General features: G+C 63.7%; 26 protein-coding genes. 14 read left to right on the top strand and 12 right to left on the bottom strand.

Features of this window, described 5'->3' with window-relative positions; genetic code table 11:
* Positions 1 to 139 precede the first annotated feature (139 nt).
* Positions 140 to 580, bottom strand: coding sequence for a thioesterase family protein (locus tag H3H51_RS14530; protein WP_183089765.1), 441 nt, complete (start codon positions 578 to 580; stop codon positions 140 to 142).
* A 111-nt stretch (positions 581 to 691) separates the two neighbouring features.
* On the opposite strand from H3H51_RS14530, the gene H3H51_RS14525 reads away from it, so the two are divergent.
* Positions 692 to 1,426 carry a ZIP family metal transporter gene (locus H3H51_RS14525; RefSeq protein WP_183089764.1) on the top strand — a complete coding sequence of 245 codons (735 nt, stop codon included), beginning with the start codon at positions 692 to 694 and terminating at the stop codon, positions 1,424 to 1,426.
* Between the two features lie 80 nt (positions 1,427 to 1,506).
* A complete protein-coding gene (pyrF, locus tag H3H51_RS14520) occupies positions 1,507 to 2,202 on the top strand; it encodes an orotidine-5'-phosphate decarboxylase (protein ID WP_183089763.1) in 696 nt (231 codons plus the stop codon).
* A gap of 159 nt (positions 2,203 to 2,361) precedes the next feature.
* Here pyrF and H3H51_RS14515 read toward each other — a convergent pair whose 3' ends face one another.
* The gene (locus H3H51_RS14515) at positions 2,362 to 3,366 is read right to left on the bottom strand and encodes an NADP-dependent oxidoreductase (RefSeq protein ID WP_183089762.1); all 1,005 of its coding nucleotides are present in this window, start codon (positions 3,364 to 3,366) and stop codon (positions 2,362 to 2,364) included.
* 221 nt (positions 3,367 to 3,587) lie between these two features.
* On the opposite strand from H3H51_RS14515, the gene H3H51_RS14510 reads away from it, so the two are divergent.
* Positions 3,588 to 4,349: an SDR family oxidoreductase gene (locus tag H3H51_RS14510; protein WP_183089761.1), complete on the top strand. Its 762-nt coding sequence runs from the start codon at positions 3,588 to 3,590 to the stop codon at positions 4,347 to 4,349.
* 287 nt (positions 4,350 to 4,636) lie between these two features.
* Positions 4,637 to 5,533 (top strand): bile acid:sodium symporter family protein, encoded by an 897-nt coding sequence (locus H3H51_RS14505; RefSeq protein ID WP_183089760.1) that lies wholly within the window; start codon positions 4,637 to 4,639, stop codon positions 5,531 to 5,533.
* Positions 5,534 to 5,677: 144 nt separating this feature from the next.
* Here H3H51_RS14505 and H3H51_RS14500 read toward each other — a convergent pair whose 3' ends face one another.
* Positions 5,678 to 6,865: a benzoate/H(+) symporter BenE family transporter gene (locus H3H51_RS14500; RefSeq protein WP_183089892.1), complete on the bottom strand. Its 1,188-nt coding sequence runs from the start codon at positions 6,863 to 6,865 to the stop codon at positions 5,678 to 5,680.
* A gap of 20 nt (positions 6,866 to 6,885) precedes the next feature.
* Positions 6,886 to 7,500 (bottom strand): LysE family translocator, encoded by a 615-nt coding sequence (locus H3H51_RS14495; RefSeq protein WP_183089759.1) that lies wholly within the window; start codon positions 7,498 to 7,500, stop codon positions 6,886 to 6,888.
* A gap of 143 nt (positions 7,501 to 7,643) precedes the next feature.
* Here H3H51_RS14495 and H3H51_RS14490 point away from each other — a divergent pair, with 143 nt between their 5' ends.
* Positions 7,644 to 8,273, top strand: a complete 630-nt coding sequence (locus H3H51_RS14490; RefSeq protein WP_183089758.1) for a hypothetical protein — start codon at positions 7,644 to 7,646, stop codon at positions 8,271 to 8,273.
* A gap of 2 nt (positions 8,274 to 8,275) precedes the next feature.
* Here the strand turns inward: H3H51_RS14490 and H3H51_RS14485 are convergent, their stop codons facing one another.
* A complete protein-coding gene (locus H3H51_RS14485) occupies positions 8,276 to 8,731 on the bottom strand; it encodes a MarR family transcriptional regulator (RefSeq protein ID WP_183089757.1) in 456 nt (151 codons plus the stop codon).
* Between the two features lie 92 nt (positions 8,732 to 8,823).
* Between H3H51_RS14485 and H3H51_RS14480 the strand changes: the two genes are divergently transcribed.
* Positions 8,824 to 10,002, top strand: coding sequence for an aminotransferase-like domain-containing protein (locus H3H51_RS14480; RefSeq protein ID WP_183089756.1), 1,179 nt, complete (start codon positions 8,824 to 8,826; stop codon positions 10,000 to 10,002).
* A 2-nt stretch (positions 10,003 to 10,004) separates the two neighbouring features.
* Complete coding sequence (locus H3H51_RS14475; RefSeq protein ID WP_183089755.1) at positions 10,005 to 10,607, top strand: glutathione S-transferase family protein; 603 nt, start codon at positions 10,005 to 10,007, stop codon at positions 10,605 to 10,607.
* Between the two features lie 42 nt (positions 10,608 to 10,649).
* On the opposite strand, the gene H3H51_RS14470 is transcribed toward H3H51_RS14475, so the two are convergent.
* The 3 genes from H3H51_RS14470 to H3H51_RS14460 form a co-directional block, all read right to left on the bottom strand.
* Positions 10,650 to 11,021 (bottom strand): glutaredoxin family protein, encoded by a 372-nt coding sequence (locus H3H51_RS14470; RefSeq protein WP_183089754.1) that lies wholly within the window; start codon positions 11,019 to 11,021, stop codon positions 10,650 to 10,652.
* Positions 11,022 to 11,155: 134 nt separating this feature from the next.
* The gene (gene folE / locus H3H51_RS14465; RefSeq protein WP_173206837.1) at positions 11,156 to 11,701 is read right to left on the bottom strand and encodes a GTP cyclohydrolase I FolE; all 546 of its coding nucleotides are present in this window, start codon (positions 11,699 to 11,701) and stop codon (positions 11,156 to 11,158) included.
* A gap of 95 nt (positions 11,702 to 11,796) precedes the next feature.
* Positions 11,797 to 12,132 carry a winged helix-turn-helix transcriptional regulator gene (locus H3H51_RS14460; protein ID WP_183089753.1) on the bottom strand — a complete coding sequence of 112 codons (336 nt, stop codon included), beginning with the start codon at positions 12,130 to 12,132 and terminating at the stop codon, positions 11,797 to 11,799.
* Between the two features lie 84 nt (positions 12,133 to 12,216).
* Here H3H51_RS14460 and H3H51_RS14455 point away from each other — a divergent pair, with 84 nt between their 5' ends.
* On the top strand, positions 12,217 to 12,765 hold the full coding sequence (locus H3H51_RS14455; protein WP_183089752.1) for a carboxymuconolactone decarboxylase family protein: 549 nt from the start codon (positions 12,217 to 12,219) through the stop codon (positions 12,763 to 12,765).
* A gap of 3 nt (positions 12,766 to 12,768) precedes the next feature.
* Here the strand turns inward: H3H51_RS14455 and H3H51_RS14450 are convergent, their stop codons facing one another.
* The 3 genes from H3H51_RS14450 to H3H51_RS14440 all read right to left on the bottom strand — a co-directional run bounded on the left by H3H51_RS14450 (position 12,769) and on the right by H3H51_RS14440 (position 14,361).
* A complete protein-coding gene (locus H3H51_RS14450) occupies positions 12,769 to 13,326 on the bottom strand; it encodes a Smr/MutS family protein (protein ID WP_183089751.1) in 558 nt (185 codons plus the stop codon).
* 34 nt (positions 13,327 to 13,360) lie between these two features.
* A complete protein-coding gene (locus tag H3H51_RS14445) occupies positions 13,361 to 13,684 on the bottom strand; it encodes a hypothetical protein (protein WP_183089750.1) in 324 nt (107 codons plus the stop codon).
* An 83-nt stretch (positions 13,685 to 13,767) separates the two neighbouring features.
* Positions 13,768 to 14,361: a cysteine hydrolase family protein gene (locus H3H51_RS14440; RefSeq protein ID WP_183089749.1), complete on the bottom strand. Its 594-nt coding sequence runs from the start codon at positions 14,359 to 14,361 to the stop codon at positions 13,768 to 13,770.
* 145 nt (positions 14,362 to 14,506) lie between these two features.
* On the opposite strand from H3H51_RS14440, the gene prmB reads away from it, so the two are divergent.
* On the top strand, positions 14,507 to 15,421 hold the full coding sequence (gene prmB, locus H3H51_RS14435) for a 50S ribosomal protein L3 N(5)-glutamine methyltransferase (protein ID WP_183089748.1): 915 nt from the start codon (positions 14,507 to 14,509) through the stop codon (positions 15,419 to 15,421).
* A gap of 128 nt (positions 15,422 to 15,549) precedes the next feature.
* Here the strand turns inward: prmB and H3H51_RS14430 are convergent, their stop codons facing one another.
* A complete protein-coding gene (locus H3H51_RS14430) occupies positions 15,550 to 16,332 on the bottom strand; it encodes a hypothetical protein (protein ID WP_183089747.1) in 783 nt (260 codons plus the stop codon).
* A gap of 167 nt (positions 16,333 to 16,499) precedes the next feature.
* Here H3H51_RS14430 and aroC point away from each other — a divergent pair, with 167 nt between their 5' ends.
* From aroC to mtnC, 5 genes are all read left to right on the top strand, one after another.
* Complete coding sequence (gene aroC, locus H3H51_RS14425; protein WP_183089746.1) at positions 16,500 to 17,591, top strand: chorismate synthase; 1,092 nt, start codon at positions 16,500 to 16,502, stop codon at positions 17,589 to 17,591.
* Positions 17,588 to 18,742 carry an MFS transporter gene (locus H3H51_RS14420; RefSeq protein ID WP_183089745.1) on the top strand — a complete coding sequence of 385 codons (1,155 nt, stop codon included), beginning with the start codon at positions 17,588 to 17,590 and terminating at the stop codon, positions 18,740 to 18,742. Before aroC ends, H3H51_RS14420 begins: the two co-directional genes overlap by 4 nt.
* The gene (locus H3H51_RS14415) at positions 18,739 to 19,350 is read left to right on the top strand and encodes a methylthioribulose 1-phosphate dehydratase (protein WP_183089744.1); all 612 of its coding nucleotides are present in this window, start codon (positions 18,739 to 18,741) and stop codon (positions 19,348 to 19,350) included. Before H3H51_RS14420 ends, H3H51_RS14415 begins: the two co-directional genes overlap by 4 nt.
* A 23-nt stretch (positions 19,351 to 19,373) precedes the next feature.
* Positions 19,374 to 19,919, top strand: coding sequence for a 1,2-dihydroxy-3-keto-5-methylthiopentene dioxygenase (locus H3H51_RS14410; RefSeq protein ID WP_183089743.1), 546 nt, complete (start codon positions 19,374 to 19,376; stop codon positions 19,917 to 19,919).
* A gap of 138 nt (positions 19,920 to 20,057) precedes the next feature.
* Positions 20,058 to 20,741 (top strand): acireductone synthase, encoded by a 684-nt coding sequence (gene mtnC / locus H3H51_RS14405; RefSeq protein ID WP_183089742.1) that lies wholly within the window; start codon positions 20,058 to 20,060, stop codon positions 20,739 to 20,741.

Raw genomic sequence — 20,741 nt, 5'->3', positions numbered from 1 at the left:
GGTGGCTACAGCAAGAGCTGGGCCAACCTGCTCAGGGCGCATAAAGACTGAGGGTGGGCGGGCTTTTGCGGGCTAGTTCGGGTCAATACAGTGCGATCGGGATCGCGCTCGCACTGTATTGATGCGATGTGCCGAGGCTTCAATCCAGCCAGTTGACCTGCGGAAACAGGGCGCGGAAGGCTTCCGGCATTTCCACCACCTTGCCCAGGCGGTAGTCGAAGAACACGAAGCCGGACTTGGCCATGGCGATCAGCGTGTCGTCGGCCGGGCGGGTGATGCGGAAGATGATGTCGCCGCCGTAGCGGTTGAAGTCCATCACCCCGACCTCGAACAGCAACTGGTCGCGCGAGTGCGACTCGGCGCGGTACATGGTGGCCAGGTCAGTGACGATGATGCCCTCTGCTTCGGCAGCTTCCTTGATGCCGAAGTCGAAGAGGAAGCGTGCCCGCGCCTCGGAAATCATCGAGATCATCGAATCGTTGCCCAGGTGGTTGCTGGCATTGATATCGGTGCTGCGCACGGTCATGTGGGTGCTGTAGCAGAACTGCTGCTGGGAAAAGTCGAGCTTGAGACGGGCCATGACTACTGCCTGGACGGTGGAAAAGGCGCACAGTTTACTCGTAGGGCCCCGCTGCGGAATCATTGCTGCAGTGAATGGCCCAACGCCTGAGACGCTCTACAAGGAAAGGAAATGCACTGGAGTACCACCCTGCAAGCCGGAATGTGGGGCCTGCTGGCTGCCAGCAGCCTGTTGTTTGGTGCCCTGTTGGGGGTTTTTCTGCGGCTGCCGCGCAAGGTGGTGGCGTCGATCATGGCCTATGGCAGCGGGGTACTGATTGCCGCCATCTGCTTCGAGCAGATTCCCGAGGCGCTGCGTCTGGGTGGTCATCTGCCGACGCTGGGCGGGATGTTGGCGGGCGGGCTGATATTCGTGCTGGCCAGCGCGGGGCTGGATCGCATCGAACAGCGTCATCGTCGCGCCGGTGGCAGCGGTTCGACGATTGGCCTGCTGATCGCCGCCGGGGCCTTTCTCGATGGTATCCCCGAGTCCCTTGGCCTGGGCCTGGGGTTGCTCGATGGTGGCTCGGTGAGCGTGATGCTGCTGGTGGCGATCTTCCTCTCCAACCTGCCGGAGGGCCTGGCCAGCGCTGCCGGCTTGCGTGAGGAGGGGCATAGTCGGCGCTGGATCTTCACGCTGTGGACCGGCATCGTCCTGCTTTCCGGGCTGGCGGCGATGTCCGGGCCGGCGCTGTTCGCGGATCTGTCGCCACTGTGGCTGGCTTTCGCCCTGGGTTTTTCCGCTGGCGCGGTGCTGTGCATGCTGGTCGATACGCTGATTCCCGAAGCCTTTGCCGAGACCCACGCCTTGACCGGGCTGATCACCCTCGCCGGGTTCATGACCGCGCTGGCTGTCGGCGGTTCATGACGGCCGGCGGCCGTGAGGTCTGACGGCGGCGGCGGCTTTCGCTACAATGCGCGGCGTTTCGACCTGCCTGTGAGCCCGCCATGTCCTGCCAGACCCCGATCATCGTTGCCCTCGACTTTCCTTCCCGTGATGCCGCCCTGGCGCTGGCGGATCAACTCGATCCGGCGCTGTGTCGGGTCAAGGTCGGCAAGGAGCTGTTTACCCGCAGCGGTCCGGCGGTGGTGGAAACCCTGCAGGACAAGGGCTTCGAGGTGTTCCTCGATCTGAAATTCCACGACATTCCCAACACCACGGCGATGGCGGTCAAGGCCGCTGCCGAGATGGGCGTGTGGATGGTCAACGTGCACTGCTCCGGCGGCCTGCGCATGATGGCGGCCTGCCGCAATGAGCTGGACAAGCTGGCAGGCAAGCAGCCGCTGCTAATCGGGGTGACCGTGCTGACCAGCATGGAACAAGAGGATCTGGCCGGCATCGGCCTGGATATCGCACCGCAAGAGCAGGTGCTGCGTTTGGCGGGGCTGGCTACCCAGGCGGGCATGGACGGTCTGGTGTGCTCGGCCCAGGAAGCGCTCGCGCTGAAGGCTGCGCACCCAGCCCTGCAACTGGTGACCCCGGGGATTCGCCCGGCTGGTAGCGCCGCCGATGACCAGCGCCGCATCCTCACTCCGGTGGAGGCCCTGCAGGCGGGTTCCGACTTCCTGGTGATCGGTCGCCCGATCAGCCAGGCCGCCGATCCGGCCCAAGCCCTGGCGGCTGTGGTTGCCGAACTGGCTTGAACGCCAGGCGAGCATCCAGGCTCGTGTAGGGCGGGTGCAACCCGCGAGAGGAGGCACGCGGGTTGCACCCGCCCTACGGTGAGGCGCGCCGAGCGCTTTGCAAGCGCCCTGGATTCCCTCCTCGCGGTGCGCCATGGGCTGGCGCACCGCGTTCATGCTTCAGCGTACCTTGAGCACCAGCTTGCCGAAGTTTTCCCCGCTGAACAGCTTGCCCAGGGTTTCCGGGAAGGTTTCCAGGCCTTCGACGATGTCTTCCTTGCTCTTCAGCTTGCCCTCGGCCATCCAGCCGCCCATTTCCTTGGCGGCATCGGCGAACTGCGCGGCGTAGTCCATCACCACGAAGCCTTCCATGCGTGCACGGTTGACCAGTAGCGACAGGTAGTTGGCCGGGCCTTTGACGTTTTCCTTGTTGTTGTACTGGCTGATCGCGCCGCAGATGACGATGCGCGCTTTCGGCGCGATGCGGGTCAGTACGGCGTCGAGGATCTCGCCGCCGACGTTGTCGAAGTACACGTCCACGCCTTTCGGGCATTCGCGTTTCAGGCCGGCATGCAGGTCTTCGCTCTTGTAGTCGATCACCCCGTCGAAGCCCAACTCGTCGATCAGCAGCTTGCACTTCTCGGCGCCGCCGGCGATGCCGACCACGCGGCAGCCTTTGATCTTGGCGATCTGCCCGACCACGCTACCCACAGCACCAGCCGCGCCGGAAATCACCACGGTATCACCGGCTTTCGGCTGGCCAACGTCGAGGAAGGCGAAGTAGGCGGTCATGCCGGTCATACCCAGTGCCGACAGATACAGCGGCAGCGGGGCGCGGCTCGGGTCGACCTTGTAGAACCCACGTGGCTCACCGAGGAAATAGTCCTGCACGCCAAGGGCGCCGTTGACGTGGTCGCCGACGGCAAAGGCGGGGTTGTTGGAGGCAATCACCTTGCCCACGCCGAGGGCGCGCATCACTTCGCCGATGCCGACCGGCGGGATGTAGGACTTGGCGTCGTTCATCCAGCCGCGCATGGCCGGGTCCAGCGACAGGTAGAGGTTTTCCACCAGGATCTGGTTCGGGCCGAGCTCGCCGACCGGGTTTTCCACGTAGGAAAAGGTCTCGCGCGTGGCGGCGCCGACCGGGCGTTTGGCGAGCAGGAACTGGCGGTTGGTCTGGGACATGGCAGTGACTCCGGAAAGTGAAGCTGTGGTGATAGACCTGTGCAGGCTGCGGGGCAAGGTTTGTTGTTGAACAGAATGCTTTGGTATGAATTTCACTGATTTACGTTGTAGTTCTTTATCACTAATTTGGATGCGCTTGCCAACGCTCGCCTGATAGTGCTGACGCAGGGGCAGGTGCTCTGGCTAGACTCGAGCCAGATTTCCCCTTCGAGGATGTACAGATGAGCATGAGTTTCTCTGGCCAGGTCGCCCTGGTGACTGGCGGCGGCAATGGTATTGGCCGCGCAACCGCCCAGGCCTTCGCTGCCGAAGGCCTCAAGGTGGTGGTCTCCGATGTCGACGTGGCGGGCGGTGAAGGCACCGTGCAGCTGATTCGCGAGGCCGGTGGTGACGCCGTTTTTGTACGCTGCGACGTGACCCGTGAGGCCGAGGTCAAGGTGCTCATGGAGCGTACCCTGGCTGCCTATGGTCGCCTGGACTACGCCTTCAACAACGCCGGTATCGAGATCGAGAAGGGCAAGCTGGCCGAAGGCAGCGAGGCCGAGTTCGACGCCATCATGGGCGTCAACGTCAAAGGCGTGTGGCTGTGCATGAAGCACCAGATCCCGCTGCTGCTGGCCCAGGGTGGCGGTGCCATCGTCAACACCGCGTCCGTGGCCGGGCTCGGTGCTGCGCCGAAAATGAGCATCTATGCCGCGTCCAAGCACGCGGTCATCGGCCTGACCAAGTCCGCTGCGGTGGAATACGCGAAGAAAAAAGTCCGGGTCAACGCCGTGTGCCCGGCAGTGATCGACACCGACATGTTCCGCCGTGCCTATGAAGCCGACCCGAAGAAGGCCGAATTCGTCGCCGCCATGCACCCGGTCGGGCGTATCGGCAAGGTCGAGGAAATCGCCGCTGCGGTGCTCTACCTGTGCAGCGATGCGGCCGCTTTCACTACAGGCCATTCGCTGGCAGTGGACGGCGGTTCGACAGCTATCTAAGAACCTGATTACGCTCTCCTGACTCGCGGCCATACGGCGTTAAAAGCGGCCTCGGAATGCTCATTTACAGCTCGTAAACTCCGCTTCCTCGGCCGCTTTTGCCTTGTCTGGCTCTAATTCAGAAGACCGTAAACACGTTCTCAGTCGTGCCGGAACCGGCGAAAAGGGCGCTCTAGAGCGCTCTTTTTGCATTTGGTTACAGCCGCACTAGCCATTGGCGCGAAAAGCCAGTTACAACACAGCGTGCCGAGCCAAGAATCGATGGCTGTTTACGGAGAACAACAATAATGACCGCTTCCCCCTTGCTGACCGCGTTCCTCCCCATTGCCCTGGGCATCATCATGCTCGGCCTGGGCTTGTCCCTGACCCTGGCGGATTTCGCCCGGGTGGTGAAATTCCCCAAACCGGTATTGATCGGCCTCGGCTGCCAGCTTCTGCTGCTGCCGCTGCTGTGCTTCCTGATCGCCAAGGGCTTCGGCCTGGCGCCGGCCCTGGCTGTCGGCCTGATGCTGCTGGCGGCCTCGCCGGGCGGTACCTCGGCCAACCTCTACAGCCACCTGGCCCACGGTGACGTGGCGCTGAATGTGACGTTGACGGCGGTCAACTCGGTGATTGCGATCCTGACCATGCCGTTTATCGTCAACCTGTCGCTGGTGTACTTCATGGAGGGCGATCAGGCCATCCCGCTGCAGTTCGGCAAGGTCCTGCAGGTGTTTGCCATCGTGCTGGTGCCAGTGGCGGTGGGTATGGTCATTCGCCGTCTGGCGCCTGGCTTTGCCAACGCCATGGAGACGCCGGTGAAAATCATCTCCGCGTTGTTCCTGCTGCTGGTGGTGGTGATTGCCTTCGTCAAGGATTGGCAGACCGTGGTGGAGTACGCGCCGATGGTCGGCCTGGCTGCGCTGCTGTTCAACCTGGTTAGCCTCGGCGTCGGCTACTGGGTGCCGCGCCTGCTCAAGCTGCCGCAGCGCCAGGCTGTGGCCATCGGCATGGAGATCGGTATCCATAACGGTACCCTGGCCATCGCCCTAGCGCTCAGCCCGTCACTGCTGAACAACCCGACCATGGCTATTCCGGCGGCGATCTACAGCTTCTTCATGTTCTTCACCGCCGCACTGTTCGGCTGGTGGGTGAATTTCGCCCACGGCAAGGAGCTGGCGGCTGAAGAGGGCGAAGCCGCCTGATGCTCAGCAGTCGTTTCAGCCGATAATGCTGTTCGTGTAAGAAAAACGCCGCGATCTCTTTACAGAGTCGCGGCGTTTTTCATGTAGGAGCGAGCGCTGCTCGCGAAGCTTTTAAGCGGCCTGCTTCGCGGGCAGAGCTCGCTCCTATACCCGCGTGCGCCAGTTGAGGATCAACAGGGTCAGGGCGCCGGCCACCAGGCCCCAGAAGGCCGAACCGATGCCCAGCAAGGTCATGCCGGAGGCGGTGACCATGAAGGTGATCAGCGCCGCGTCGCGCTCGGCCGGTGCGCTCATGGCCTGGGCCAGGCCGTTGCCGATGGAGCCGAGCAGGGCGAGGGCGGCGACCGAGAGGATCAGCGCGCTGGGCAAGGCTGTGAACAGCGCGGCCAGGGTGGCGGCAAAGGTGCCGGCGATACCGTAGAAAATCCCGCACCAGACTGCCGCTGTGTAGCGTTTGTGCTTGTCCTCGTGGGCATGCGGGCCGGTGCAGATGGCGGCGCTGATGGCCGCCAGGTTGACCCCGTGGGAGCCGAACGGCGCCAGCAGCAGCGAAGCAATGCCGGTGGTGGTGATCAACGGCGAGGCTGGCACCTGGTAGCCATCAGCGCGCAGCACGGCGATTCCCGGCATGTTCTGCGAGGTCATCGCGACCACGAACAGCGGAATGCCGATGCTGATGGTGGCGGCCAGGGAGAACGACGGCGTGGTCCATACCGGTACTGCGAGCTGCAGATGGAAGCCGCTGAAGTCGAGCAGGCCCATGACGCCGGCCAGGGCGCTGCCGACCAGCAGGGCGGTGAGCACCGCATAACGGGGCGCCAGGCGCTTGGCGAGCAGGTAACCGAAGAACATCGCCAGCACCAGCGCGGTGTGGTGCTGCGCGGCAACGAAGATCTCGCTGCCGATCTTGAACAGGATGCCGGCCAGCAGCGCGGCGGCGAGGGAGGCTGGCAGGCGCCGGACCAGGCGCTCGAAGCTGCCGGTGAGCCCGCAGATGACCACCAGCACGGCGCAGGTGATGTAGGCGCCGATGGCTTCGTCGTAGGACACCCCGCCCAGGCTGGTGATCAGCAGCGCCGCGCCGGGGGTCGACCAGGCCACGGTGATCGGCGTGCGATAGCGCAGAGACAGGCCGATGCTGCAAATCGCCATGCCGATCGACAGCGCCCAGATCCACGAGGAAATCTGCGCCGAGCTCAGCCCGGCCGATTGCCCGGCCTGGAACATCAGCACCAGCGAGCTGGTGTAGCCGGTGAGCATGGCGATGAAGCCGGCGACTACCGCAGAGGCGGAGGTGTCGGCCAGGGGGCGCAGGCGAGTGGGGCTATCCATGGTTTCCGTGGCGTCGGCCATTACAGGGTTCCCTTGACGTCGATCAGGATAGGGTAGAGCGAAGCCACCAGCAGCAATGCCATGCCGATATTGAACACACGCAGGCGCAGCGGGTTTTCCAGCCAGCGCCGCAGCAGGCTGCCAGCGACGGTCCAGAGGCCGACACTGGGGCAGTTGACCAGGGCGAACAGGGCGGCGATCACCACGACATTGAACAGGAAGCCCTGTTGTGGCGTGTAGGTGGTGATGGCGCCGATGGCCATGACCCAGGCCTTGGGGTTGACCCACTGGAAGGCAGCGGCCTGGAGAAAGGTGAAGGGTTTGCTGCGGCTGTCGGCGTTGGCCTGCGGGGCACCGCTGCGGGCAATCTTCCACGCCAGGTACAGCAGGTAGGCCGCGCCGGCATAGCGCAGCGCGTTGTACAACGGCGGAAACTGTTCGAACAGTTGACCGAGGCCCAGGCCGACCGCGATCACCAGCACCATGAAGCCCAGGCTGATGCCGAGCATGTGCGGCACGCTGCGGCGCACGCCGAAGTTCACCCCGGAGGCGAGCAGCATCATGTTGTTCGGCCCCGGCGTCACCGAGGTGACAAAGGCAAAGGCGATAAAAGCGATCAGCAGTTCGGTGGTCATGGCGGTTCTCCTCGCTAGCTGGCAGCCTATGGCGTGCCGTCGCAAGCGTCGCGATACAGCCAGGCGGGCATTCAGCGGTACAGTTTTCTCTCGCGTTGGTTTGATTGAAGACTGTTCACCTCAACACATGCACAGGACGTGGTATGGACCAGCACAACCCTTACGCTGCACCCCAGGTCGCCCTGGTCGAGGAATCGTCACCCGCCGAACTGCCAGGCTGGACGCCCAGGCAGCTGCGCCTGCTGGCCTGGGTCAACCTGGCGTCCTTGCTGGGCACCTTGGCGATGCTGGTGCTGGGTTTCATTCCCGGCGAGGAAGGCAAGCAGTACCCGGACTGGCTGAGCGCCGTGCTGATGCTGGTGGGTTGCTATGTGCTGCTGCGTTTTCGCAATTTCGCCGAACTGCGTTTTGCCGCACGCGGGCTGGCCTGGCCGATTTGGCTCAGCGTGGGGCTGAGTCTGCTACTGGAAGTGCTGCAACTGCTCTGGGGCGACGAGGTGCTGGCCAGCATCAGCGGCAAGTCGCTGGCCTATTTCGGCCTGATCGGCCTCTATGGCGCGATTACCCTGTGGCTGGGGATTCGCCTGCTCAAGGTGGATAACGTCTACCCGTCCTTTCGCGTGCTGGCCTGGTTGGAGATCGCCGGCGGGGCGCTGTTGGCCTCGGTGATTCTGTTCATCGTCGGCATGCTGCCGCTGCTGGGCTCGATGCTGGCAATGAGTCTGGTGTTTCTGCGCGGCGCGCGGGAGCTGGAAGACAATCGCCGCGTTTGACCTCAGTTTTCGCCCAGGCTGGCTTGGCGGGTGTTGCCCAGCGCCTGATTGATCGCCAGCCAGCCGGCCACGGCGCTCTGGTCGGCCTCGTTGAACACCCGCTCCAGCAGTTTCGCCTGTTCGCGGCGCAGCAGCTGTTCCAGCTTGGCGCCCTCGCTGGTCAGTCCGAGGGCGCGTTTGCGCTTGTCGTCGGTGGCCGCCACGCTCTCCACCAGGCTCATTTCCAGCAGCTGGCGCAGCGGAATGTTCAGCGCCTGCTTGCTCACACCCAGGTAGCTCAACAGCTGGCTGACGCTCAGGCCGGGGTAGCAGGCGATGAAGAACAGGATGCGGTGGTGCACGCGCGACAGGCCGCGCTTGGCCAGGATTTCGTCCGGTTTGGCGGTGAAGGCCTGGTAGCCGAAGAAGAAGGCCTGCATGGCGGCTTGTTGGCTGCTCGTCTTTTTCAGGTCAAACATGTTGACGTATATGTCCTTGCCGTCGTAGTTTCGGTCAACCACTTTGACCCAGTTTGCCTTCTTTTGTCCTGCCTTTGCTACCGGTGATTACCATGGCCTTCTCCGAACGCGTTGCCCGCCTGAAAAGCTCCCTGATCCGCGAAATCCTTGCTGCGGCGCAGCGTCCGGAGGTGATGTCCTTCGCTGGCGGCCTGCCTGCTGAGCCGATGCTGCCCAAGGTGGACTGGAGCGACATGCCGGCGAGCATGGGCCAATACGGCATGAGCGAGGGCGAACCGGCGCTGCGTGAGGCCATCGCGGTCGAGGCCAACAAGCTGGGGGTGAAGTGCGATGCCAGCCAGGTGCTGATCGTCTGCGGTTCGCAGCAAACCCTCGACCTGGCCAGCAAGCTGTTCATCGATCCGGGCACCGAGATCCTGGTAGAGGCGCCGACCTACCTGGCTGCGCTGCAGTCCTTCCAGCTGTTCGGCGCCGATTGCATCACCGTGCCGCAGGAAGCCGACGGCCCTGAGTTGGAGGCCCTGCGCGAGCGCCTGCAGAAGCACAAACCGGCTTTCGCTTACCTGATCCCGACTTTCCAGAACCCGTCCGCCGTGCGCTACAGCGAGGCCAAGCGTGACGCGGTGGCGGCCCTGCTCGACGAGTTCAACGTGACCCTGATCGAGGACGAGCCGTACCGCGAGCTGGTATTCGATGCCGGCAGCGCCACGCCGATCGTCAGCCGCCTCAAGCGCACCAGCTGGATCTACACCGGTACTGTGTCCAAGACCTTGCTGCCGGGCCTGCGCGTTGGTTTCCTGATCGCCAGTCCGGATCTGTTTCCGCATCTGCTGCGCCTGAAACAGGCAGCAGACCTGCACACCAACCGCATCGGCCAGTGGCAGGCCCTGCAATGGCTGGGTACCGATAAATACCGTGCTCATCTGGCCGAGCTGCGCGACTTCTACCGCGTGCGCCGTGATGCCATGCAGGTGGCGCTGGAAGAGCATTTTGGCGAGCTGGCGACCTGGGAGATTCCCCAGGGCGGTTTGTTCTTCTGGCTGACCCTGAAGGACAAGCTGGATACCCGCACGCTGCTGCAGCCGGCGATGGCGCAGAATGTGGCGTTCATGCCGGGCGAGCCGTTCTTCGTTGACCCGGATGCCAACCCTGGCCACCTGCGTCTGAATTTCAGCCACGTACCGCCGGAGAAACTCGGCGAAGGCCTGCGTCGCCTGGCCGGCGTCGTCCGCGAAGCACAAGGGAGCCGCGAAGCTCCGGGGAGTAAGTAGCCATGCTCAAGGTCTACGGCGATTACCGTTCCGGTAACTGCTACAAGGTCAAACTGATGCTGCACCTGCTCGGTCGTGAGTATGAGTGGGTGGCGGTCGACATCCTCAAGGGCGAGACCCAGACGGATGAGTTCCTGGCCAAGAACCCCAACGGCAAGATCCCGGTGCTGGAGTTGGAAGACGGCACCTGCCTGTGGGAGTCCAACGCCATCCTGAATTTCCTGGCCGATGGCAGCGACTTCATTCCCAGCGAGCCGCGCCTGCGCACCCAGATGCTGCAATGGCAGTTCTTCGAGCAGTACAGTCACGAACCATATGTGGCGGTGGCGCGCTTCATCGAGCTGTACCAGGGCCGCCCCGCCGAGCGCGAGGAAGAGCTGAAAATCTGCATGGTACGCGGCTACAAGGCGCTCAAGGTGATGGAGCAGCAGCTTAGCCGTACGCCCTACCTGGTTGGCGAGCAGTACACCATCGCCGACATCGCCCTGTACGCCTACACCCATGTGGCCCATGAGGGTGGTTTCGATCTTTCCGCCTACCCGGCGGTGCAGGCCTGGCTGGCCCGTGTGGCGAGCCATCCGCGGCATGTGGGCATGCTCGGCTGAAAGCGGGTGCGGGACGGGCAGGCAACTGCCCATCCCTGGCCGTCACTGCGCGGCGAAACGCTCGTTCAGGTAGGCGCCGATGGCCTTGGACTCGTACAGCCAGCGGACTTGGCCCTGGTCCTCGATGCGCAGGCACGGCACCTGCACCTTGCCGCCTTGTTCCAGCAGTTCCTGGCGATGAGCGTCGTCGTTCTTCGCGTCACGCAGCGTCATGGGTACATTCAGGCGATGCAGGGTGCGGCGAGTCTTCACGCAGAAAGGGCAGGCGCGGAACTGGTACAGCGCCAGGCCGGCGGCTGCGCTCTCGACCTGGGCTTGCTCCTGCGGGCTGCGCTTGAGCTTGCGTGGGCGAGTGATGAAGTCGAGAAAGATGATGATCTGGCCGAGGCCGATCCGCAGTGCCTTGATGAGCATTGGCGGTCATTCCTGTAGGAGTATCTGAAAGGGGCGGCAGGGTACCCGAGTTGGGCGGCCTTGGCTGTACCGGATATCGATTCTGCACCCATAAAAAACCGGCCCTGGAGGCCGGTTTTTTGTTGCGGTGCCGATTAGCCGATCAGGCTGAGGAACTCGCTGCGGGTGGCGGCGTTCTCGCGGAACTCACCGAGCATCACCGAGGTGACCATCGACGAATTCTGCTTTTCCACGCCCCGCATCATCATGCACATGTGCTGCGCTTCGATAACCACGGCCACGCCCAGGGCGCCGGTGACCTGCTGGATCGCCTCGGCGATCTGCCGGCTGAGGTTCTCCTGAATCTGCAGGCGGCGGGCGTACATGTCGACGATCCGCGCCACCTTGGACAGGCCCAGCACCTTGCCGCTGGGGATGTAGGCCACATGGGCCTTGCCGATGAACGGCAGCAGGTGGTGTTCGCACAGCGAGTACAGCTCGATGTTCTTCACCAGCACCATTTCGCTGTTGTCGGAGCTGAACAGGGCGCCGTTGGTGACCTCTTCGAGGGTCTGCTGGTAGCCCTTGCAGAGGTACTGCATGGCTTTGGCGGCACGTTTTGGCGTGTCGAGCAGGCCTTCGCGGGATACGTCTTCGCCGAGCTGGCCAAGAATCGCGGTGTATTGCTGTTCCAGGGACATGGATCTACCTGTGGGACTATCAAAAATTTGCAGAGGCGCAGGGTAGGGCGCAGCTGCCGGGCTGGCAAGGGCGCTGTGCGCCAGAGCGATCTGCTTTATGGCCGCGCTGGCAGTTGCGCAGCCCAGTTTTCGGCCCATAGCGCCAGAGGTAGGCACTGCTGCACGAGTTCCTGACCCAGTGCTGACAGCTGGTAGCCACGCTCGCCGTTTTCCAGTAATTGCGCTTCGCGCAACTCGCCCAGGCGGGTATTGAGCACCGAGGGCGAGACGCCCTCGCAGCGCGCCTGCAGGTCGCGAAAGCTGGCCGGGGTCTGGTGCAGCTCCCACAGCACACGCAGACACCAGCGGCGACCGAGGAGATCGAGCAGGGCCATGATCGGGCGGCCAGTGGTCGAGCCCCGCACTACGTCGCCAGGCTGAGGAAAACTCATTGCAGCTCCTTGCTTCTTTTTTAGTAGCGGCCTAGGGTTGTGCTACTTATTTCGTAGCATAACAGCCAAACAGGAGTCCTGCCCATGTCTATGCCCCGTGTCCAGCCGCTGCAACCGCCCTATGCCAATGAGGTTCAGGCCGCTTTCGATCAGGTCATGCCACCGGGCATGCCGCCGCTGAAACTGTTCCGCAGCATGGCGCACAACCCGCGTGTGCTGCAGCGCCTGATCGCTGGTGGCTTGCTCGATCATGGCAGCATCGAACTGCGTCAGCGCGAGCTGCTGATCCTGCGGGCAACGGCGCTATGCGGCGCGGAGTACGAGTGGGGTGTGCATGTGGCGGTGTTTGCCGGCAAGGCCGGGTTCAGTCCGCAACAGATTGCCGATACTTGCAGCACGTCGACCGACCCCGCCTTGTGGAGCCCTCCGGAGCAGGCGTTGCTGGCACTGGCCGACGAGCTGCACAACACCGCGCATGTGGGAGATGAACTCTGGTTGCGTCTAGAGCGGCATTTCAGCGCTGGGCAGTTGATCGAGTGCCTACTGTTGGTCGGTTTCTACCATGCGGTGTCGTTCGTGGTGAACGGCTTGCGCGTGGAGCATGAGGTCCACGCGCCGCGTTTCCCGGCTTGAGGGTTACTCGTCGCGGCCGTCGAGCATGGTGCGTTTGAGCAAGATGTAGACCGCGCCGGTGCCGCCATGCTTGGGCAGGCAGGAGGTGAAGCCCAGCACCTGCGGGTGCTGGCGCAGCCAGGTGTTGACGTGGCTCTTGATCATCGGCCGCTTGCCGTCGGTGCGCACCGCCTTGCCGTGGGTGACGCGGGCGCAGCGCACTTCCATGCGCGCGGCTTCGGCGAAGAAGTCCCAGAGGATTTCGCGAGCTTTTTCCACACTCATGCCGTGCAGGTCGAGGCTGCCTTCGAAGGGCACCTGGCCGGCCTTGAGCTTGCGCATCTGGCCGTCCTGTACACCGTCGCGGGCCCAGTAGAGTTCGTCTTCGGCGCCGACGTCGATGACGAACTGGTCGGAAAGGCCATCGACCTTGATGCTCTCGGTTCGCACGGTGGCGGCCTGGCGCAGGGTGTTCAGGCGCTGGCGGTCGGCCCTGGGTTTGCCGGTGTCGGCACGGTCGTGCTTGATCTGCTTGACGCCATGTACGGCGGATTTGAACAGGGAAAGGTCGTCGTCTTGCATTGCAGCCTCCACGGGAGAGGCCAGTTTAACGGGTTCAGCCACGTTTTTTCAGCAGTTGCGGCGACAGGCTGAGGTCGTTGTTGTTGCGCCGCAGACGACGGCGGCTGCGGCGCCAGACGTTGACTCCACCCCAGAGCAGAAACAGACCGACCAGTACCAGGCTGATGGAAGCACCAATGCTGTCATTCAGTGGGCCAAGGGCGGGTGGTCGACCCAGCAGGGTGGCAGCGCCGGCCATGCTCAAGAGCACACCGAACGCGGCGCCCAGGGCGGCGAGAGCAGCAAGAAAGCGCCAGCGCCAGATGGCGGGGCCGCGTTCACGCAAGCGGCGGGCGTCGAACCCATCGGGAAGCTTCATTCCGATTTCCTCTTCGGTTATCGGCGCTATGACCGGTCAATACCGCCAGGGTTCCGACCGGCCAGGGTCAAACCAACATCTCCTTACAACAATGCGTTGGCCTGGGGCACCACGATGGCGAAATTGTCGGCCAGGGCGGCCATCTCCATGCGTTGCAGTTGGCGCGCCGGAATCAGCTCGCCAGCATAGGGCACGTCACGGGTGGCGCAGGCGGTTTCCACCAGGGTGCAGCGGTAGCCGTAGTCCTTGGCGGCGCGCACCGTGGTGCTGATGCTGGAGTGGGTCATGAAGCCGCAGACGATCAGGTCGAGGTGGCCGAGGCGCTGTAGGTGTTCATGCAGCTCCGTGTTGCTGAAGGCATTAGGCAGGCGTTTCTCCACGACCGGTTCGCCGGGTTGTGGCGCCAGGCCTTCGAGGAAGTGCCCGCGCGGGCCTTGTGGGTCGAGCAGGCCGCCGGGGATGCCGAGGTGACGCACATGCACCACCGGCGCGCCGAGCTTGCGGGCGGCGTTGAGCAGAAGGGCGATTTCGGCACTGGCAGCGTCCACGTCGGGCAACTGCAGGACACCGCTGCGGTATTCCTCCTGGGCATCGATGATCAGCAAGGTGGCCTTGCCCAGCGTGGCTGGCGCATAACCACGGCCAGTCAGTTGGAACATGGTTTTGGCATCGGACATGTCGCAGGCTCCTGGTACGGCGATCCGTCTATTCTCTGCTTGCCAGAGCTATCTGTGAACCATTTGCAGTAAATCCACCTGATCGAGCAAGGCAAATCGGGCACGCTTGCGGCTAGAATCGCGCCCCCGTCCTGGAGTATTCACTGTGTCCCAATCCCGCTTGCGCACCCTGCGCGACCATATTCGCTGGGCTGTCAGCCGTTTCCACGAAGCCGACCTGTTCTTCGGACACGGTACCGACAATGCCTGGGACGATGCCCGGCAGCTGGTTCTGGGTGCTGTGCATCTGCCGTGGGAAGTGGCCGATGCCTACCTCGATTGCCGCCTGGAGGAGGATGAGCAGTCGTATCTGCTGGAGCTGATCCGTCGGCGTATCGAGGAGCGTGTGCCGACGGCCTACCTGTTGGGTGAGGCCTGGTTCTGCGGCTTGCCATTTTTGGTCGACGAGCGCGTGCTGGTGCCACGCTCGCCGATTGCCGAGCTGATTGGCGCGCAGTTCGCTCCCTGGCTACCGGCCGAGCCGGCGCGGATTCTCGACCTGTGCACCGGCTCGGGCTGCATCGGTATCGCCTGTGCCCATGCCTTCCCCGAGGCGGAAGTGGTGCTGGCCGACCTGTCTTACGATGCCCTCGAAGTGGCCAACCAGAACATCGAGCGGCACGAGCTGGAAGCGCGCGTGTATACGGTGCAAGGCGACGGTTTCGGCGGGTTGCCGGGGCAGCGCTTCGACCTGATCGTGTCCAATCCACCTTATGTGGATGCCGAGGACTTCGCCGACATGCCGGCCGAATACCACCACGAGCCTGAGCTGGGCCTGGCTTGCGGCGACGATGGCCTGGACCTGGTGCGGCGCATGCTGGCCGAGGCTGCCGATCATCTGACCGAGAAAGGCCTGCTGATCATCGAGGTGGGCAACAGCCAGGTGCATGTCGAGGCGCTGTACCCGGAAGTCGACTTCACCTGGCTGGAGTTCGAGCAGGGCGGCCACGGCGTGTTCCTCCTGGCTGCCAAGCAGTGCAGCGAGCATCAGGAGTTGTTCCGCTCGCGCCTGAACGGCTGAACGGCTGAACGGCTGAACGGCTGAGCGCTGACCTGAGCGCGGGGTTGTAGGTCTAGCGAGCTCGCGTCGGGCACGGCGCAACGGGCTAAGGCTGTTGCTGCAATGTCGCCCAGCCGATCGCCACTCCGTCAGCGGGTGGCGATCCAGATCAGCAGCCCAGCCTGGAACAACGCCAGTGCTACTAGGCAGGCGATGGTGAAGCGCAGGCTGCTGTCTTCACGCTTGAGTCGATCGAGACGCCGCTCCAGTTTGCCGATCTTCACTTCCTGCTCATGCAGGTTCTGATCCGCCTGTTGCAGCATGGCGGCCACATCCAGCAGTTCAAGGACCTGCAGCTTCTCGCGATTCCACTCCGGGCTCAGTTCACTGACCCGGCCGGCAGCGTAGCTGGCCTTCATCTGTGCCAGGTCCTGGTACTCGACCTTGAAGCCCTGGGCATGCAGGAAGTGGTCGCGTAGCAGGCGAGCCTCTTCGTTGTGTACGTCCTTGGCCGCCAGCGGCCCTCCCTCGAGCGTATAACTGCTCCAGCGCTGGCGGGCCCACTGAATGCCCTGGGCCAGGAGAAAACGCCCGATACCGCGGTTCAGTGGCTCGATATGCAGGCTGTGGCTCGTACCGAAGCGCACTTGTCGAGTGCGGTGGTCGGCCCAGATTTCCAGCTGGTTATGCCCGTGGTGCAGGCGTTGGCCGGGCAGCTCGACGTTCAGGCGCAGCAGGCTGAGTTCCTCGCTGTTGCGCTCGACGCGCCCCAGTTGGACAAAGCGTAGCGGCCGCGCACCGGTACTGCGGTCGGTGGGTAGTGGCGCCAGGCGTAGCAGGCGGAACTGTTCGGCCGGCAGATCATGCCAGGGATGTACCTGGGGCGCTTCGGCGGTAGGCTCGGCGGGCTGTTGGGTGTTGGTGTCGGTCATCGATGGCATCTCTGGGCCACTGTGGCATCTGCATTATCGGCGGTTTTGCCGACAACTTCAGGCTGGCAGACGGCCAGTCGTGCGCAAGTCGGGTTGCAAGGGTGAACTGACCGGGCACCACGGGTATACTGGCGCCCCCTCGTTCAGGTCCTCGCGGAGCTTTCTGCATGTCCGGCAATACTTACGGCAAGCTGTTCACCGTCACCACTGCTGGCGAGAGCCATGGCCCGGCCTTGGTTGCCATCGTCGACGGTTGCCCGCCGGGCATCGAGCTGTCCTTGGACGACCTGCAGCGCGACCTCGACCGCCGCAAGCCAGGCACCAGTCGCCACACCACCCAGCGCCAGGAAGACGACGAAGTCGAGATCCTGGCCGGGGTATTCGAGGGCAAGACCACCGGTTGCGCCATCGGCCTGCTGATCCGCAACACCGACCAGAAGTCCAAGGACTACTCGGCGATCAAGGATCTGTTCCGCCCGGCCCATGCCGACTACACCTACCACCATAAGTACGGCATCCGCGACTACCGTGGCGGCGGCCGTAGCTCGGCCCGCGAAACCGCCATGCGCGTCGCCGCCGGCGCTATCGCCAAGAAGGTGCTGGCCGCTTTCGGCATCAGCGTGCGCGGCTACATGAGCCAACTCGGCCCGATCGAGATTCCGTTCAAGACCTGGGACAGCGTCGAGCAGAACGCTTTCTTCAGCCCCGACCCGGACAAGGTGCCGGAGCTGGAGGCCTACATGGACCAGCTGCGCCGCGACCAGGACTCGGTCGGCGCGAAGATCACCGTGGTTGCCGAAGGCGTGATGCCGGGCCTCGGCGAGCCAATCTTCGACCGCCTGGACGCCGAGCTGGCCCATGCTCTGATGAGCATCAACGCGGTCAAGGGCGTGGAAATCGGTGCCGGTTTCGCCTCGGTGGCCCAGCGTGGTACCGAGCACCGCGATGAAATGACGCCGGACGGTTTCCTGTCGAACAATGCCGGCGGCATCCTCGGCGGTATTTCCTCCGGTCAGCCGATCGTCGCTCACCTGGCGCTCAAGCCGACCTCCAGCATCACCACCCCGGGGCGTTCCATCGATGTCGACGGCAATCCGGTCGAGGTGATCACCAAGGGTCGCCATGACCCCTGCGTCGGCATTCGCGCCACGCCGATCGCCGAGGCGATGATGGCCATCGTCCTGCTTGACCACCTGCTGCGCCATCGTGCGCAGAACGCAGGCGTGCAGGTGAGCACTCCGGTACTTGGCCAGCTGTGACGACAGCTGCGCTGCCTTACTGGCGCCTGTCCGGCTTCTACCTGTTCTACTTCGCCCTGCTGGGTGCCACGGCACCCTTTCTGGCGTTGTACTTCGACTTCCTCGGTTTCAGCCCGGCGCGCATCGGCGAGCTGGTGGCCATTCCCATGCTGATGCGCTGCGTGGCGCCCAACCTGTGGGGCTGGCTCGGCGACCGCAGTGGCCAGCGCCTGCGCATCGTGCGTTTCGGGGCGGTCTGCACCTTGCTCAGCCTGTGCCTGATCTTCGTCGACCAGAGTTACGCCTGGCTCGCTCTGGTGATGGCCCTGCATGCCTTCTTCTGGCACGCGGTGCTGCCGCAATTTGAGGTAATCACCCTGGCGCATCTGCGCGAGCAGACGGCGCGTTACTCGCAGATCCGCCTGTGGGGCTCGATCGGCTTCATTCTCACCGTGGTCGGCCTCGGCAAGCTGTTCGAGCTGTACAGCCTGGCGATCTATCCCTGGGCGTTGCTGCTGATCATCGCCGGTATCGCCTTGAGCAGCTTCTGGGTACCCAATGCCACGCCGCTGGCCAGGAGCAATGAGGCAGGCGAGGGCGGCTTCCTGGCCCAGTTGCGACGGCCCGGTGTGCTGGCCTTCTACCTGTGCGTGGGGTTGATGCAGATGTCCCACGGGCCGTACTACACCTTTCTCAGCATTCACCTGGAGTCGCTCGGCTACACGCCGGGCGTGATCGGCCTGCTGTGGGCGCTGGGTGTGGTGGCGGAGATCGTGCTGTTCCTGTTCATGACGCGGATCCTGGCGCGCTTTTCCCTGCGCCAGGTGCTGGCGGCCAGTTTTGCCCTGGCCGCGCTGCGCTGGTTGCTGCTGGGCACCTTGGCCGATCACCTGGCGGTACTGCTGTTTGCCCAGTTGATGCATGCGGCCACCTTCGGCAGCTTCCATGCGGCGGCCATTCATTTCGTCCAGCGCAGCTTCGGTGCCAGGCAGCAAGGCCAGGGGCAGGCGCTGTATGCGGCCATGGCCGGCATCGGCGGGGCGCTGGGTGCGCTGTATTCCGGCTACAGCTGGAGCAGCCTGGGGCCGACCTGGACCTTTGCCATCGCCAGCTTGGTCGCATTGGCTGCGACCCTTATCATTGCCCTTCGATTGCGCGAGGAACAGGCATGAAGCGTGAACAACTCGCCGAGCAGATTATCGAGGCCGGGCGTTTTCTCTATGGTCGCGGCTGGTCGCCGGCCACCAGCAGCAACTATTCGGCGCGCCTGAGCTTTGATCAGGCGCTGCTCACCGTCTCCGGCAAGCACAAGGGCCAGCTCGGCCCGGACGACGTGTTGGCCACCGATCTCGACGGCAACAGCCTGGAACCGGGCAAGAAGCCCTCGGCGGAAACCCTGCTGCACACCCAGCTGTACCGCTGGCAGGCCGGGATCGGCGCGGTGCTGCACACTCACTCGGTCAACGCCACGGTGCTCTCGCGCCTGACCCTGGCCGATTCGCTGGTGTTCGCCGACTACGAGCTGCAGAAGGCCTTCACCGGCATCAGTACCCATGAATGCCAGGTCGAAGTGCCGATCTTCGACAACGATCAGGACATCGCCCGCCTGGCGTCCAGGGTGCAGCTCTGGCTCGACCAGCACCCCGACTGCGTCGGCTACCTGATCCGTGGCCACGGCCTGTATACCTGGGGCGCGCAGATGAGCGACGCCCTGCGCCAGATCGAAGCCTTTGAATTCCTGTTCGAGTGCGAACTGAAAGTTCGCGCCTTGCAGCGCTAAAGCATCCCGCAGAGGACATCGCCATGAGCAGCCTGACCGTTTACCACCAGTCCAGCCCGGACGTGCCGAACAAGATGCTGACCCACCTGGAAGACATCGCCAGCACCCTGGGCGAAGTCGGCGTGCGCTTCGAGCGCTGGCAGGCCAGTACCAAGGTCCTGCCGGGGGCCAGCCAGGACGAGGTGATCGCCGCCTACCGTGCGCAGATCGACCAGCTGATGGCCGAGCGTGGCTACGTCACGGTCGATGTGGTCAGCCTGGATAAAAGCCATCCGCAGAAGGACGAACTGCGCGCCAAGTTCCTCGACGAGCACCGCCACGGCGAGGACGAGGTGCGTTTCTTCGTCGCCGGTCGCGGCTTGTTCACCCTGCATATCGACGACTACGTGTACGCCGTGCTTTGTGAGAAGAACGACCTGATCTCGGTACCGGCCGGCACCCGCCACTGGTTCGACATGGGCGAATTCCCGCATTTCGTGGCGATCCGCCTGTTCAATAATCCCGAGGGCTGGGTGGCCAACTTCACCGGCGCCGACATCGCCAGCCGCTTTCCGCGCCTGGAAGACTGATCCGGCGCAGGGCCATTTTGTAAGGTGGACGACGCTTTAGCGTCCACCAATGCCAAGTCATGGTGGATGGATGAAGCGCCATCCACCCTACGTAGCCGGATGACGGGCACATCATTGGTGTTTCATCTGGAGTCATCTATGCCGATCAAAGCCATCCTCACCGATATCGAAGGCACCACCAGCGCGGTAAGTTTCGTCTTCGACGTGCTGTTTCCCTATGCCGCACGGCATCTGCCGGATTTCGTCCTGAATCACGCCGATGAACCTCTGGTGCGTGAGCAGCTGCAGGCCGTACGGGTGGAAAGTGGCGAGGCGGATGCCGACCTGGTTCGCGTCATCGAGATACTGCTGGGCTGGATCGTCGAAGACCGCAAGGCCACGCCGCTCAAGGCATTGCAGGGGATGATCTGGGCCGAGGGCTATCAGGCCGGCCAGCTCAAGGGCCATGTCTACCCGGATGCGGTGGAGGCGCTGAAGCGCTGGAAGGAGGAGGGCTATGGGTTGTACGTGTACTCGTCCGGTTCGATCCAGGCGCAGCAGCTGATCTTCGGTTGTTCCGAGGCGGGCGACCTGACGCCGTTGTTCAGTGGTTATTTCGACACCAGTAGCGGGCCTAAGCGCGAGGCGGACTCTTATCGGCGGATTGCCGAGAGCATTGGCCTGGCGGCTGACGAGATTCTGTTTCTTTCCGATATTGTCCAGGAGCTGGACGCCGCGCAGCAGGCGGGGATGCAGACTTGCGGCCTGGCTCGCGATGGCGGCGACCTGCCGGGCCATGCCGTGGTTGCCAGTTTTGCGGTGATCGATCTGGCCGGGTTCTAG

Origin of the sequence: Aquipseudomonas ullengensis (assembly GCF_014174475.1) — a bacterium.
Lineage (GTDB): Bacteria > Pseudomonadota > Gammaproteobacteria > Pseudomonadales > Pseudomonadaceae > Aquipseudomonas > Aquipseudomonas ullengensis.
The sequence above is the reverse complement of the archived record's forward strand: the minus strand, read 5'-3'. Positions and strand labels throughout refer to the sequence as shown.